General features: G+C 59.3%; 13 protein-coding genes. 6 read left to right on the top strand and 7 right to left on the bottom strand.

All coding sequences use genetic code 11. The features are described from left to right. The first annotated feature begins 140 nt into the window (after positions 1–140). The 5 genes from ACR0JW_RS20805 (at position 141) to ACR0JW_RS20785 (ending at position 5,927) form a co-directional block, all read left to right on the top strand. The gene (locus ACR0JW_RS20805; protein ID WP_480714389.1) at positions 141–1,505 is read left to right on the top strand and encodes an FAD-dependent oxidoreductase; all 1,365 of its coding nucleotides are present in this window, start codon (positions 141–143) and stop codon (positions 1,503–1,505) included. Then, positions 1,505–2,479 carry an isopenicillin N synthase family dioxygenase gene (locus tag ACR0JW_RS20800; protein ID WP_480714388.1) on the top strand — a complete coding sequence of 325 codons (975 nt, stop codon included), beginning with the start codon at positions 1,505–1,507 and terminating at the stop codon, positions 2,477–2,479. Before ACR0JW_RS20805 ends, ACR0JW_RS20800 begins: the two co-directional genes overlap by 1 nt. 90 nt (positions 2,480–2,569) lie before the next feature. Further along, positions 2,570–3,643 (top strand): AI-2E family transporter, encoded by a 1,074-nt coding sequence (locus ACR0JW_RS20795; protein WP_480714387.1) that lies wholly within the window; start codon positions 2,570–2,572, stop codon positions 3,641–3,643. Beyond that, positions 3,644–4,324 (top strand): GTPase domain-containing protein, encoded by a 681-nt coding sequence (locus ACR0JW_RS20790; protein WP_170681987.1) that lies wholly within the window; start codon positions 3,644–3,646, stop codon positions 4,322–4,324. 58 nt (positions 4,325–4,382) lie between these two features. Continuing rightward, positions 4,383–5,927 (top strand): Ppx/GppA family phosphatase, encoded by a 1,545-nt coding sequence (locus tag ACR0JW_RS20785; RefSeq protein ID WP_170681988.1) that lies wholly within the window; start codon positions 4,383–4,385, stop codon positions 5,925–5,927. A 14-nt stretch (positions 5,928–5,941) separates the two neighbouring features. Here ACR0JW_RS20785 and ACR0JW_RS20780 read toward each other — a convergent pair whose 3' ends face one another. The 6 genes from ACR0JW_RS20780 to scpA form a co-directional block, all read right to left on the bottom strand. Then, on the bottom strand, positions 5,942–6,316 hold the full coding sequence (locus ACR0JW_RS20780) for a hypothetical protein (protein WP_170681989.1): 375 nt from the start codon (positions 6,314–6,316) through the stop codon (positions 5,942–5,944). 38 nt (positions 6,317–6,354) lie between these two features. Next, positions 6,355–7,368 (bottom strand): endonuclease/exonuclease/phosphatase family protein, encoded by a 1,014-nt coding sequence (locus ACR0JW_RS20775; RefSeq protein WP_480714386.1) that lies wholly within the window; start codon positions 7,366–7,368, stop codon positions 6,355–6,357. A gap of 4 nt (positions 7,369–7,372) precedes the next feature. Continuing rightward, positions 7,373–8,053 carry a molecular chaperone DjiA gene (locus tag ACR0JW_RS20770; protein ID WP_170609951.1) on the bottom strand — a complete coding sequence of 227 codons (681 nt, stop codon included), beginning with the start codon at positions 8,051–8,053 and terminating at the stop codon, positions 7,373–7,375. A 45-nt stretch (positions 8,054–8,098) separates the two neighbouring features. Continuing rightward, positions 8,099–8,587 (bottom strand): GNAT family N-acetyltransferase, encoded by a 489-nt coding sequence (locus tag ACR0JW_RS20765; protein ID WP_170681991.1) that lies wholly within the window; start codon positions 8,585–8,587, stop codon positions 8,099–8,101. Beyond that, positions 8,584–9,180, bottom strand: coding sequence for a VOC family protein (locus ACR0JW_RS20760; protein WP_170682107.1), 597 nt, complete (start codon positions 9,178–9,180; stop codon positions 8,584–8,586). The genes ACR0JW_RS20765 and ACR0JW_RS20760 overlap by 4 nt, the downstream gene beginning before the upstream one ends. Before the next feature lie 108 nt (positions 9,181–9,288). Beyond that, the gene (gene scpA, locus ACR0JW_RS20755) at positions 9,289–11,415 is read right to left on the bottom strand and encodes a methylmalonyl-CoA mutase (RefSeq protein WP_170681992.1); all 2,127 of its coding nucleotides are present in this window, start codon (positions 11,413–11,415) and stop codon (positions 9,289–9,291) included. Between the two features lie 165 nt (positions 11,416–11,580). On the opposite strand from scpA, the gene ACR0JW_RS20750 reads away from it, so the two are divergent. Then, positions 11,581–12,027: a DUF4174 domain-containing protein gene (locus ACR0JW_RS20750; protein WP_170609943.1), complete on the top strand. Its 447-nt coding sequence runs from the start codon at positions 11,581–11,583 to the stop codon at positions 12,025–12,027. Positions 12,028–12,103: 76 nt separating this feature from the next. On the opposite strand, the gene ACR0JW_RS20745 is transcribed toward ACR0JW_RS20750, so the two are convergent. After that, the gene (locus tag ACR0JW_RS20745; RefSeq protein WP_170681993.1) at positions 12,104–14,149 is read right to left on the bottom strand and encodes an acetyl-CoA carboxylase biotin carboxylase subunit; all 2,046 of its coding nucleotides are present in this window, start codon (positions 14,147–14,149) and stop codon (positions 12,104–12,106) included. Between the last annotated feature and the right edge of the window lie 44 nt (positions 14,150–14,193).

Raw genomic sequence — 14,193 nt, 5'->3', positions numbered from 1 at the left:
CTTCAAAGCTGCTTATTGCAAAGCCCCGCCGGGGGCAATCGGCCATTGGCGATTTTGCGACCTCCGAGCAGTCGGTTTTTTGATTGACCCGCCAGTCAGCATTCAAGATGGTAGCGGGAACATTTTCTCAGGAGATCCCCGTGCAAACCATTCAGGAACCCGCCCGCCAGATCCCCGTAGTTCATCAGACCGACGTTCTTGTTGTAGGTTCCGGCCCCGCCGGCCTTGCCGCCGCACTGGCAGCGGCACGGGCGGGGGCGGAAGTGTCCTTGGTCGACCGCTTCGGTTGCATGGGGGGGAACATCACCGCTGTCGGGGTCGAAGGTTTCGCCTGGTATCGCCACGAACAGACGGTCGAAGCTGGCGGCATCGGCATGGAGTTCGAAACCCGTGCCAAGGAGATGGGCGCTGCGGTGCCGGAAAGCCAGTCGCTAAGCTATGAGCTCGACAGCGAGGGCTTCAAACTGGTGGCAGACAAGCTGGTCGAAGAGGCCGGCGTGCATCCGATGCTGCACCGTCAGTTTGTTGCGCCGATCATGGAAGGCAACCGGATCACCGGGATCATCACCGAATCCAAGGCAGGACGCGAGGCGATACTGGCCAAGGTGGTGATAGATGCCACCGGGGACGCTGATGTGGCCCATCGTGCAGGCGCACCGACCCACAAGACACCACGCGAAGACATGATGGCGGCCTCGGTCATGTTCCATCTGGCCGGTGTCGACAAACGCGCATTTATGGAAGGTGTCAAATCCGACCCGCAGACCTACAAGGACTGGGGCGGCGGCGGTGAGTGGAACATCGAGACGAGCGGCAAAGAAGACGACATGTTCTCGCCCTTCGTGCACAAACCGTTCCAACAAGCCATTGATAAAGGGTTGATCCCGCCGCATCTGAACACCATCGCCGGTACATGGGGCGCAATGCATGACACGGGTGAGCTGACCTACATGAACCTCATCCATCTCGCCGAGATAGACGGCACCGACCCCGACAGCCTGACGCGCGGCGAGATCGAGGGCCGACGTCAGTCGGTGCTGGCCATTGACGCGCTGCGCCGGTTCATGCCCGGTTGTGAAAACGCCCGTCTGCGGAACTTTGGGATGACTATCGGCATCCGCGACACCCGTAAGATCGACGCGATCTATAACATGACCGAGGATGACGCCCGCCATCAGGGTCGGTTCAAAGACACGATCGGCATCTACCCCGAGTTCATCGACGGCTATGGCATCCTGATCTTACCGACCACAGGCCGATACATGCAGGTCCCTTACCGATCCATGCTGCCAAAAGGCGTGCGGGGCCTGCTGGTGGCGGGGCGTTCGCACGGCGCAGACCGCGTCGCCCATGCCGCGACCCGAAACATGGCCTGTTGTGCTGTCATGGGTCAGGGTGCCGGAATTGCAGCGGCGTTGTCCCTCAAAAGCAATCAGGACGTGCACGAATTGAACCTGAGCCCGGTTCACGCCGAACTTGAACGCCAGGGGGTGAGGATCAACTGATGGACCATATACCTACAATCGACATTGCCCCTCTGAACGACAAGGCTCATCCGGGCTTTGACACCACCGTTCAGCAAATCCTGGACGCTTGCACCAGCATCGGCTTCCTATCGATTACAGGCACCGGCGTTCCCTCGAATATGGTCGAGCAGGTTCGGGACTGCGTTCGTGAGATCTTCGGCGTCGATGACAGCAGCAAATGGGATCAGGCCATCACCCGTGACAATTATCGCGGCTATATTCCCATGGGATTTTTTACCCCGAACGACGGATCGGGGACCGCCGACAAATACGAAGGCTACAAGCTGCACTTCGAAACCTCATCGGATGCGCGTATCCGTCAGGACTGCGCCCTGTACGGGCCAAATCTCTGGCCGCGCGAAGTCCCGGGCGCACAGGACATCATCCTGAATTACTGGGCTGAACTGGATCGCGTCACAGACCATTTGCTTGGGGCGCTGGAAGTCGGGTTGAAGCTTGAGCCGGACAGTCTGCGCGACGCGTTCCGCGACCCGATGACCAATATGACTTTGCTGCATTACCCGCCTCAGGCCGCCGAGGAAGCGGGCTATGGCATTCATCCGCACAAAGACACCGACGCACTGACCATCATCGCGCCCGATCCCGTCGGCGGGCTCGAGGTTCAGACGCGGGCCGGAGACTGGATTACTCCGGATTGCCCGCCCGGTGGCTTTGTCGTCAATATCGGCGACATGCTGGAGCTTTGGTCGGGGGGACGGTTGAAATCAACTCCGCACCGGGTCGTCAACCGCTCGGGGCGGGAACGGTATTCCTTTCCGTATTTCGCCGTGCCGCGTCATGATGTTGTCATCCAACCCCAATTGCCACCCCTACCCGGCTTTGACCGGCCCGCAGTCCATTGCGGGCACTGGTCAGCAGAAATATGGCGCACAAACTGGTCAGATGAAACGGCGGATGAGGAAACCCCCGAACTGGGAACATTGCACGGCTGACACCCCAAAATCTCGGCGGGCATGAACCACTTGCATCGCGGGCGCGCATGGGCCAAGAACACGTGCAAGAGCCAAACTCAGGGGACCGATATGGCCTTGCCCGTTAAGGATCAGCTCAGATACTGGGGCATCGCCGCAGTGGTGATTGCCCTTCTTTTGTGGGCTCTTGGGGACGTGCTTCTGCCCTTCGTCATCGGTGGTGCGATTGCATATTTTCTGGATCCGGTCGCGGATCGGCTTGAAAATCTGGGTCTCTCGCGCATGGCGGCGACGGGCATCATAACCGTTGTCGGTGTGCTGGGTTGCGTCCTGGCCATCCTGATGGTTGTTCCCGCATTGATCACTCAGCTGATCGATCTGGTCGAGATCATGCCCAGCCTGTTCAAGGAACTACGCGGGTTTATCGAAAGACAATTTCCGTCCCTGCTGGACCGTCAGTCCAACTCGCATCAGTTTCTGGTTTCTCTTGGCGAGACCCTTAAGTCGAAGACCGGCGATGTCCTGCAAACAGTCGTTGCCTCGTTGGGATCGGCAATAAACGTGGTCGTTTTGCTGGTCATCGTGCCGGTGGTTACCGTTTACCTGCTGCTGGACTGGGACCGCATGATTGCGCGTATAGCCGAGCTTTTGCCGCGTGACCATGCGCCGACAATCAAGAAGCTGGCCGGGGAAATCGATGATGTACTGGCCTCGTTCGTGCGGGGCATGGGAACGGTCTGTCTGATCCTGGGCACGTACTATGCCATCGCGCTGATGCTTGTCGGTCTGCAGTTCGGGCTGATTGTCGGGTTCATTGCCGGGCTCGTCACCTTCATCCCGTATCTGGGGGCGCTGATCGGCGGCACGCTGGCGATCGGGCTGGCGCTGTTTCAGTTCTGGGGTGACTGGGCCCATATCGGGCTGGTCGCTGGTGTATTCGCACTTGGGCAAGTGACGGAAGGCAATTTCCTGACACCCAAACTTGTCGGCAATTCGGTCGGTCTGCATCCGGTCTGGCTGCTGCTGGCGCTGTCCGTGTTTGGGGCACTGTTCGGTTTTGTGGGCATGTTGGTGGCTGTTCCGGTCGCCGCAGCACTCGGCGTACTGGCCCGGTTTGCCACTTCGAAATATCTGGAAAGCCGCCTGTATACCGGGCTGGAAGGGCTGGATCAGGAAGACAAGTAAATGGCACGCCAGCTCAGCTTTGACCTTCCGGCGAAAACCGCGCTGGGACGCGAGGATTTTTTTGTTTCCCCCGCCAACGCTCTGGCGGTGGCAATGATTTCCGCCTCGTCCTGGCCAGGCAACAAACTGGTGCTCAGCGGGCCGGCAGGTTCAGGAAAAACACATCTGTCGCATGTATGGGCGGCGGAAACCGGCGGACGGATCATTTCGGCCACCGATCTGAAGCACGGTGAGGTGCCCGAATTGGCCCGGACTTCGGTCGCCGTCGAAGATGTCCCCATGATCGCAGATGACGCTGAAAAACAGAAAACGCTGTTTCATTTGCACAATCTTGTTCTGGCCGAAGGCCACGCGCTGTTGATGACCGGGCGGCTGGCGCCGAAGCTTTGGCAGCTGCCTCTGGCCGATTTGCAAAGCCGTATCGAAGGCGCCCATCAGGTCGCCCTGGACCCGCCTGATGACGCCCTCTTGGGGGCCGTGCTGGCCAAACTGTTCGTGGACCGGCAGCTCAACCCCGGACCCGAGGTGATTTCCTATCTGGTCAAGCACATGGACCGGCGTTTCGAAACGGCGGCAGAGGTCGTGGCGCAACTGGACAAGCTCGCGCTGTCGGAAAGGCGCGACATCACTCGGGCGCTGGCGATCCGGGTTCTGAAACACCATGCCGGCGACGGCCATTGAAGAGATTGACCCGAATCCGGTGATTTCGCATCCTGAGACAGGAACATCTGGGAAAGACATGGATCAGACTATCGATACCACCATCCCCGACTGGGGACCTTTCGGAAGACCGCTTTTTGCTGATCCCCGCGTCAGGGACTTGTCCCGGGTCGGTGTTGTCGATGTCGGGTCGAACTCGGTCCGTATGGTCATATTCGATGGGGCGGCCCGCTCGCCCGCGTATTTCTACAACGAAAAGGTGATGTGCGAACTGGGCGCGGGTCTGTCGGAGACCGGGCACCTGAACCCCAGAGGGCGTGTTCGCGCCTTGGATGCCCTGCGCCGGTTCCAGCATCTGGCCGACAACCTTGATCTGCCCGGTCTGCACGTTGTCGCAACCGCCGCGGTACGCGAAGCCAAGGACGGGCAGGAGTTTTGCGACGAGGTCAAAGCCGAAACCGGCCTGCACGTTTCGATCATCGATGGTCTGGAAGAGGCCCGTTTTTCCGCGCAGGGCGTGCTTCTGGGATGGCCGGGTGCATACGGTCTGATCTGCGATATTGGCGGTTCATCCATGGAACTGGCCGAGATCGGCGAAGGCCAGACCGGCCGCCGCGTGACATCGGCGCTGGGTCCGCTGAAATTGCGGGACATCAAGGGCGGGCGTCGTGCCCGCAAGGCGCACATCAAATCCACCATGGAAGAGTTGCGCGATCAGTTGGGCCCCCAGCGGGATCGCCTGTTCCTGGTGGGCGGCAGCTGGCGCGCCTTTGCACGGCTGGACATGCTGCGGCGGGGTTATCCGCTGAACGTTCTGCATGAATACAGGATGACCCACAAGCAGGTACGCGAAACCATCCGGTTCATCGAAAAGGGCGACCCCGAGAAACTGCGCAGCCGGGCTGGTGTGTCCAGCTCGCGCATGGCGCTTATCCCTTATGCGATGGATGTGCTGTCCCGACTGATCCGCACTTTCAAACCCAAGGACATCGCCATTTCAAGCTATGGAATCCGCGAAGGGCTTCTGTACGAACAGATGCCGCAAAGCCTGCGCGATTGCGACCCGCTGATCGAGGCCAGCCGCTTTTCGGAAGCCAAGGACGCCCGTCTGCCCGGTTTTGGAAAACACCTGTTCGATTTCGTCATGCCGCTGTTCAAATCGGCCCCGTCAACCCGCGTCCGGCTGGTCAAGGCCGCTTGCCTTCTGCACGATGTCAGTTGGCGCGCTCATCCCGATTATCGGGCAGAGGTCTGTTTCGACTACGTGACCCGCGCCAATCTGGGTGGGCTGAAGCATTCGGAAAGGGTGTTCATTGGTCTGGCCTTGCAGCACCGCTACCGCAACAAACGCGAAGGTAACCGGTTCGCGCCGCAATATGAACTGCTGGATGAAAAGAGTCAGAAGCAGGCCGAGATTCTGGGCAAGGCAATGCGCTTTGGCGCAATGCTGTGGATGAAGAATGACGCCACGATGGGCAAACTTCGTTATTTCCCAAAGAAACGCCAGTTGGATCTGATTTTGCCGAAAGCCGCCGAACCGCTGTTCAACGAAACCGCCGAAGCACGCTTCGGCTCTCTGGCTCAGGCATTGAAGTCCGAGACCAAGGTTATCATCAAGGGGTAATCCCCTGTAAACGCTCAGATATCCGTTACACCTTCGTCCAGCTCTGGTTTTTCCTCAGGAGTTTGCGGGGTGTCGTCCTGCGGTTTCCGGCGGATGATGATATCGCCATTGGGCAGGATCTCCGGTGCCTCATAAACGCTCCAGTCCTGTATCTCCTTGGTCATTTCTGCCAGTGCCGGTCCCATTTCCTCAAAAAAGGACAGCATGGCAGGACCAAACTGTTCAGCCAGGTCGCGCAAATCATCGAGCGTGGGCTCCATTTCCTTGCGCAGGCCTTCGAAGAAAAGCTCGGCGCCGCGCTCCATCAGGGACTTGCCGGTATCTTCCTGCGCGCTGGCTGGGAACGCAGTGGACGTCACGATCAGACTTATCAAAAGCACTCGTTTCATGGGGCCAAACATAAGCACTGCGGGAAGGCGTTGAAAGATCACAGGTCAATATCCAGAGTTACGGGAAAATGGTCCGAGGCCGTCAGCAGTGCGTCCCGCAATTCCGCGTTCGAACGGATCGCGTCGTCCCGCAACGGATGCCAGATTCGCCAGACCGGATTTCGCTGGCGCAGCGGATCGCTGATCATGATGTAATCCAGCAATGCCTCAAGAAAATCTCCCTTGTCCCGGCGCACAAACCGGGCCGTCGAAGGTGTTTCCCCGCCGACAGAGCCGTAGGCGGTTGCGGCATTGGGATCAAACAAACCGGACTGCAACAAAATCTCGACGGATGAGCGCCCGAACAGGTTCTCGAACTCGTCCAGGCCCGGGCCGTTATTCAGATCACCCAGCAAAATCACCGGTTCGTCCTCGGCAATGTGCTGTTCGACGCGCCGGGCCAGCCAGATCGCCTGAGCCAGTTGTTTGCGCCGGTTGGAAATTGAAATCCGGATCGCCTCGTCCCGGCTTTCCGCGCCGTGCGGCGCTTTGGATTTCAGATGTGCCCCAATCAGGCGAAATTTCGCACCCGACTTTGTTTCCACCGCCAATTCCATCGGTGGCTTTGAAAAAAGCACAACATCCTCGGTTGCGTCGATATCCAGATCAATCCGAAATTCGGTGTCAAACCGGGGTGCTGTCTGATGGTCGAATGGCTGCGCAGACCGCGTCTTTGGATCATGGCGCACCATCATCAACTGAGGATCAAACAAAAGTGCCAGTTCCTGATGGGTTTCATTGGCAAAGCCCATGACCGCATGAGTGGTGCGCAAATCGAAGGCTTCCGCAAAACCCTGCAACGCGCGGACGGTGTTCTGGGTTTTGCCGGTGTTTGGGGCCTCAACGATCAGAATGGCATCTGCGTCGATGGCCGTCAGAACCTTGGCGATCGCCTCGACCTGCTGGGCCCGGGTGACATCATAGCGGCCGGACCAGCCGTCATCGACGATCAGACGATCCTGGCGATCAAACAAGTTGGCGAACCATTCGATATTGTAGGTCGCCAAACGCATCCGTTCAGACCTTTGCACCGTTTATTTCGTCCCAGGCGCGGTTGATGTCGATCATCTTTTTCTCGGCCAGCCGGATTGCCTCCTCGGGCACGCCGCGCGCCATCATGGCGTCAGGATGGGTTTCGCGCACTAGCTTGCGCCAGATGTTGCGAATTTCGGTCAACGGCATGTCCCTTGTCACGCCCAGAACGGTATACGGATCGTTTGGGGCATCCGGCACGAACCGGGCGCGCAGCGCCAGAAACTGAGCGTCGGTTTGCCCGAATATCCGGCTGACTTCTTCCAGAAACTCGTTTTCGTTCGGGTGATAAAACCCGTCGGCCATGGCGATGTGAAACAGGCCTTCCATCAGGTCGCACAACGTCGTGCTGTCTTCGTCGAACATCCGGGCGATCTTGCGGGCATAGTCCTGATAGCCAGCCACGTCGGTACGGGCCATGTTGAACACCCGCGCCGCGCCTTCTTCGTCTTCGCGGGCAATCTGGAACACATCGCGAAAGGCCGTAACCTCGTCCCGCGTCACCTGCCCGTCTGCCTTGGCCATCTTGGCCCCCAGCGCGATTACAGCGATTGTAAAGGCCACCGACCTTTCGGGCGGTGAGCGCAGTTTCTCAAAAACGGCAGTCAGGCTTTCACCTTGTGCCAGTGCGCTCAGCGCATCGGATATACGGGTCCAGATCGACATGGCCGCACCCTAGCGCCACAAATCGCGCGTGTCAGGTGCGACAGATCAGTCCTGACCAATAATTTTCTGCATCAGTACCAGATCCAACCTGCGGCCCCATTTGCAGCCCACTTGGGGCATTCGTCCGACTTCGGCAAAACCGACGCGAGCGTGAAAGGCGATGGCAGCCGGATTTTCCGAGGATATTCCCGCCACAAGCACGTGGACGCTGTCGGCCCGGGCCACCTCTTCCAACCGGCTCATCAACGCGCGGCCGATCCCCTTGCCACGTGCTGATGGAGCTAGTTGAATCGAGTGCTCGCGGCATTCGGCATACCCCGGCCCGGATCGAAACCGAGTATACGAAGCGAAACCGACAACCTCGCTATCCAGTTCTGCCACCAAAAACCCCGTGCCGCGGGCTTCGATGTCGGCTGCAATTCCGGCGGTAGACCGCTCCTCGGTTGTGAACGTAACCAGGGTATCCCTGATGATCGCGTTGGTAATTTTAGCAATCGCCGGTGCATCCGCAATCTGTGCCTGCCGAACCCTCATTCCAGAACGCGACGTCCGTTTGGTGTCTCGAATTCAGCGCGCAGGCCCGGCGAGCCCTGGTGAAATTCGACACCCTCAACCGGCCCGGTGCTTTGGGCAAGTTTCGCGGCTTCGGGATGGGACACCAGCAATCTCAGCAACCGGCAACCACTGGCCTGCAACATTCCGGCGGGGTGCAGATCGCCCTGCCACTGTATGAGTGCGGGATAGAGGTTGTCATAAGGCAGGCGCCCGGACGACGGCACGATCATACGCCAGCGCAGCGCCCCGCGCTCCAGATCTGTCGGGTCGAACGGGCCACCTGGCATGATGGCCGCCTCGATATCCTTCACACGGCAGATCCAGTTGGTCAGGCGCGGTGCACCCTGAAACCGGTCCAGATCGAACCACCGGGTGCGCTCGGGTTGCGCCGCATTCGGGTCAACTGCAATCGCTTCCAGATACAAGCCATCTTCAAGTCCCAGCAGCTTGTTATAAGTACCGAATTTCTCATGCTTGCCGCCTGTCTCAAGCCTGACCCCCAAGGCGTCCTCGACATGCGCGGCAGCAGCCTCCAGCGTTTCCCCTGCGACGGCCAGATGATCCAGTTCCATTTCCACCCCATCATAAAAGGCAGCGCAGAAAACGCCTGCCTTTCCCAATAAAGCTGTCCTCGGACATCTGCGCCACAAGATTCTTCGTTGAAAAATCTTGTCTGGGCCTTACCCCTTGGCTTCGCCGATCAGGCGCAAAATATCCTGTGCCGCTTCGGGGATATTGGTGCCCGGACCAAAGATCGCTTTGACGCCGTGGTCGTAGAGGAACTGATAATCCTGCTGTGGGATCACCCCGCCGCAGATCACGATGATATCCTCGGCACCGGCTTTCTTGAGTTCCTCGACCAGTTGCGGGGCCAGTGTCTTGTGGCCTGCCGCCTGTGAAGAAATGCCGACCACGTGGACGTCATTGTCGACGGCATCCTGAGCCGCCTCGGCTGGTGTCTGGAACAGAGGGCCAACGTCGACGTCAAACCCGATGTCCGCAAAGGCCGTCGCAATCACCTTGGCACCCCGGTCATGACCATCCTGCCCCATCTTGACGACCAGCAAGCGGGGGCGGCGGCCTTCGGCCTCGGCGAAATCTTCGATGGATTTCTGGATTGCGGCAAAACCTTCGTCACCCTCATAGGCTGCTCCATAGACACCGGCCAGCGTTTTCACTTCGGCGCGGTGGCGACCGAATTCCTTTTCCATTGCCATGCTGATCTCTCCTACGGATGCGCGGGCGCGGGCGGCCTCGACCGCAGCAGCCAGCAGGTTTCCACCCTCGCGGGCTGTGGTGGTCAATGCGTCCAGCGCCTGCTGGCAGGCTGCCTCGTCCCGCGTTGCGCGGATACGTTCCAGCCGCGCGACCTGAGCCTCGCGCACGGCGACATTGTCGACGTCGAGAATGTCGATCGGGTCTTCCTGTTCCTTGCGGTACTTGTTGACGCCAACGATTACCTCGTCGCCCCGGTCGATCATGGCCTGACGACGGGCTGCGCTTTCCTCGATCCGCAGCTTGGGCATACCCGAGGCAACGGCCTTGGTCATGCCGCCCATCTCCTCGACCTCATCCATCAGGGTCCAGGCTTTTTCGATCAGCTCATTGGTCAGGCTTTCGACGTAGTAGGAACCCGCCAGCGGATCGACCACATCCGTCACGCCGGTTTCCTCTTGCAGGATCAATTGCGTGTTCCGCGCGATGCGGGCCGAGAAATCGGTCGGCAACGCAATCGCTTCGTCCAAAGCATTTGTGTGCAGCGACTGGGTGCCGCCCAAAACCGCGCTCATCGCCTCATAGGCGGTACGGATCACATTGTTATAGGGGTCCTGCTCCTGCAGCGACACCCCGGAAGTCTGGCAATGGGTGCGCAACATCTTGGATCGTTCAGACTTTGCCCCGAACTCGGTCATCACGCGGTGCCACAGCGTCCGCGCGGCACGCAGTTTGGCGGCCTCCATGAAGAAATTCATGCCGATGGCAAAGAAGAACGACAGGCGACCTGCGAACTTGTCCACATCCATCCCGGCTTGCGTCGCGGCACGAACATATTCGCGCCCGTCAGCCAGCGTATAGGCCAGTTCCTGCACCAGGTTCGCTCCGGCCTCTTGCATGTGATAGCCCGAGATCGAGATCGAGTTGAACTTGGGCATCTCGTTCGACGTGTAATCGATAATATCCGAGATGATTTTCATCGACGGTTCAGGCGGATAGATATAGGTGTTGCGCACCATAAACTCTTTCAGAATGTCGTTCTGAATGGTGCCGGACAGGACGGACTTGTCGTGGCCCTGTTCTTCGCCCGCAACGATGAAGCTCGCCAGAATCGGAATCACCGCGCCGTTCATCGTCATCGAGACCGAGACCTTGTCCAGCGGGATGCCGTCGAACAAAATCTTCATGTCCTCAACGCTGTCAATGGCCACACCAGCCTTACCCACGTCTCCGACAACGCGCGGGTGGTCACTGTCATAGCCCCGGTGTGTCGCCAGATCGAAGGCCACCGACACGCCCTGCTGACCGGCCGCCAGGTTGCGACGATAGAATGCGTTCGATTCCTCGGCGGTGGAAAAGCCCGCATATTGGCGGATGGTCCACGGACGGCCTGCGTACATCGTCGCCTTTACACCGCGCGTAAACGGCCCGAAACCCGGCAAAGACCCCATATGCGGCAGTTCCGCCGTGTCCTCAGGCGTATACAGCGGTTTGACGTCGATGCCTTCCAGCGTCTCTTTGGTCAGATCATCCAACGGACGACCGCGCAGCTCTTTCTCGGCAAGCGCTTTCCAGTCCTTCGTGTCGGTCATTTCGATTTCCTCTTATCAATTCGGGGCGCGGCCGGTTTGCGACAGCACACGTATGTTCAATCCCGCCCTTCAATCCGGCCCGGGCGCGGAAAATTGAGCGTTGAGTGCAAATCGCTGGTCGCAATCGCCTGCACAGTGGCTATATTCAGTGGAACAGGAGGCCATATGACACGCACGCTTGCCCTTGTTTTCTCGGCACTATTCCCGCTGGCCGCGCTGGCCGCCGATGGCACAGCACCAGCAGATGACAGTTTTGTCCGACCCGCTGGCGACAGCGAACTGGACGAGTTCCTATGGGTCAGCCGACCCATCGTTGTCTTTGCCGATACACCTGCCGATCCGCGGTTCCAGCAACAGATCGACATGCTGCTGGAAGGTGAAGACGCCATGCGCGACCGCGACGTTATCGTGCTGACGGATACCGATCCCAAGGCGCGGTCGCCCATTCGTTCACAACTGCGCCCGCGTGGATTCCAGATGGTGTTTGTCGACAAAGACGGGGTGGTGAAACTGCGCAAGCCCAGCCCGTGGAGCGTGCGCGAGATTGGCCGCTCCATCGACAAGACCCCCTTGCGCGAACGCGAGATTCGCGAGCGGCGCGAGGGCGGCTGAGCACTTTCGCCAAGCCCATTGGCCCCGGCGATGATCGCCGGTGGCCCTTGGAGATATGACAAAAGCGCAGCCATGGTCACTCGAATTCCATGATCACGTCGTCCACGGCGAGACTGTCGCCGGGACCTGCGTTGATCTTCGAGACCACGCCTTTTTTCTCGGCGCGAAGGATGTTCTCCATCTTCATCGCCTCGACGGTGCACAGCGCCTGACCTTCCTGAACCTCCTGCCCCAATTCGACATCGATCTTCACGATCAGGCCGGGCATCGGGCACAGCAGCATTTTCGAAGTATCCGGCGGCAGTTTTTCCGGCATCAGCCTGGCCAGTTTGGCCTGACGCGGGGTGCGCACGTGCACCTTGATATCCGCGCCCCGGTTTCGGATGCGGAACCCGCCCGAAACCTTGCCCACCTTCAGCACCAATGGATTGCCATCCACATCCAGTACTGCCAGTTGATCACCTGGCGTCCAGTCTGAGGACACACGGTGCACAGTGCCATCTGCGAAGCTCACCGTTGAACCTCCGGGGTCGGCGGCAATTGTTGTGTCAAACTCCTGCCCCTGCAACGTCACCGTCCATTCGGTGCCAACCTTGCGTTCGTGGTTGTCCATCCGGCCCGATACGCGGGTACGGCGAATTTCGGCAACCCGGTGCATGGCAGAACACGAGGCCGCGATCCGCCGCAACTCGACCTCGGGTAGTTGAACGCCATCGAAGCCGTCTGGGTATTCTTCGGCAATAAACGCCGTGGTCATGTCGCCGCTGACAAATTTCGGGTGATCCATGACGGCAGACAGGAACGGCAGGTTGTGGCCGATGCCTTCAACCTCGAAACTGTCCAGCGCCACACGCATCGCCTCAATCGCCTGCTCACGGGTTGGTGCCCAGGTGCAGAGCTTGGCGATCATCGGGTCGTAATACATGCTGATCTCGCCGCCCTCATAGACGCCGGTATCATTGCGCACTGCGGCTTCGCCCGAGGGGGCCTCACCCTGCCATTTGCCGTTGACCAGCAACGGACCGGCTGCGACTTCCTGCGGCGGACGATAGCGGGTCAGACGGCCAATCGACGGCAGGAAGTTGCGATACGGATCCTCGGCATAAAGACGGTTTTCGATCGCCCAGCCGGTCAGGGTCACGTCATCCTGCGTAATCGAAAGCGTCTCACCTGCGGCCACCCGGATCATCTGTTCCACCAGATCGACGCCGGTGATCAGTTCCGTCACCGGGTGTTCCACCTGCAAACGGGTGTTCATTTCAAGGAAGTAGAAGTTCTTTTCCCCATCGACGATGAATTCCACAGTGCCCGCACTGGCGTAGTTCACGGCCTTTGCCAGCGCGACCGCCTGTTCCCCCATCGCCTTGCGTGTTTCGGGATCAAGGAACGGCGACGGTGCCTCTTCCACCACTTTCTGGTTCCGGCGCTGGATCGAACATTCGCGTTCGCCCAGATAGATGCCGTTACCATGGCTGTCGCAAAGAACCTGAATTTCGATGTGCCGCGGCTGGGTCACGAATTTCTCGATGAAAATTCGGTCGTCGCCGAAGGAATTCGCCGCTTCGTTCTTGGACGACTGGAAACCCTCGCGTGCTTCTTCGTCATTCCAGGCAATCCGCATCCCCTTGCCGCCACCACCGGCGCTGGCTTTGATCATGACGGGATAGCCGATGTCGTTCGAGATCTTGACCGCCTCGGCGGCATCTTCGATCAGGCCCATGTAACCGGGAACCGTCGAAACACCGGCGTCCTGCGCGATCTTCTTCGAGGTGATCTTGTCACCCATGCTTTCGATCGCACCCACCGGGGGGCCAACAAAAGCGACGCCTTCGGCCTCAAGCGCTTCGGCGAATTTCGAGTTCTCGGACAAGAAGCCATAACCGGGATGGACCGCCTGTGCACCGCTTTGACGGATGGCATCCATCACCTTGTCGATCACGATGTAGGACTGGTTCGCCGGTGGCGGTCCGATATGCACCGCCTCATCCGCCATCGAAACGTGCAACGCGTTCTTGTCGGCGTCAGAATAAATGGCGACCGTACCGATACCCATCTTGCGAGCGGTCTTGATGACCCGGCAGGCGATCTCGCCCCGGTTGGCGATCAGGATCTTGTTGAACATGAGACGTCCTTTGGCTTGGTGTTCTGGAAATGCAAAACGCCGCC

Source organism: Ruegeria sp. BG6, from assembly GCF_056538465.1.
Note: the sequence above shows the minus strand (reverse complement) of the source record. Positions and strands in the feature narration are given on the sequence as shown.

Coding starts and splice junctions, on each gene's coding strand:
- ACR0JW_RS20780 (WP_170681989.1), bottom strand. CDS start 6,316: ATGAAACGAGTGCTTTTGATAAGTCTGATCGTGACGTCCACTGCGTTC.
- ACR0JW_RS20760 (WP_170682107.1), bottom strand. CDS start 9,180: ATGGAACTGGATCATCTGGCCGTCGCAGGGGAAACGCTGGAGGCTGCT.
- ACR0JW_RS20770 (WP_170609951.1), bottom strand. CDS start 8,053: ATGTCGATCTGGACCCGTATATCCGATGCGCTGAGCGCACTGGCACAA.
- ACR0JW_RS20765 (WP_170681991.1), bottom strand. CDS start 8,587: ATGAGGGTTCGGCAGGCACAGATTGCGGATGCACCGGCGATTGCTAAA.
- ACR0JW_RS20785 (WP_170681988.1), top strand. CDS start 4,383: ATGGATCAGACTATCGATACCACCATCCCCGACTGGGGACCTTTCGGA.
- ACR0JW_RS20775 (WP_480714386.1), bottom strand. CDS start 7,368: ATGCGTTTGGCGACCTACAATATCGAATGGTTCGCCAACTTGTTTGAT.
- ACR0JW_RS20745 (WP_170681993.1), bottom strand. CDS start 14,149: ATGTTCAACAAGATCCTGATCGCCAACCGGGGCGAGATCGCCTGCCGG.
- ACR0JW_RS20750 (WP_170609943.1), top strand. CDS start 11,581: ATGACACGCACGCTTGCCCTTGTTTTCTCGGCACTATTCCCGCTGGCC.
- scpA (WP_170681992.1), bottom strand. CDS start 11,415: ATGACCGACACGAAGGACTGGAAAGCGCTTGCCGAGAAAGAGCTGCGC.
- ACR0JW_RS20800 (WP_480714388.1), top strand. CDS start 1,505: ATGGACCATATACCTACAATCGACATTGCCCCTCTGAACGACAAGGCT.
- ACR0JW_RS20790 (WP_170681987.1), top strand. CDS start 3,644: ATGGCACGCCAGCTCAGCTTTGACCTTCCGGCGAAAACCGCGCTGGGA.
- ACR0JW_RS20795 (WP_480714387.1), top strand. CDS start 2,570: ATGGCCTTGCCCGTTAAGGATCAGCTCAGATACTGGGGCATCGCCGCA.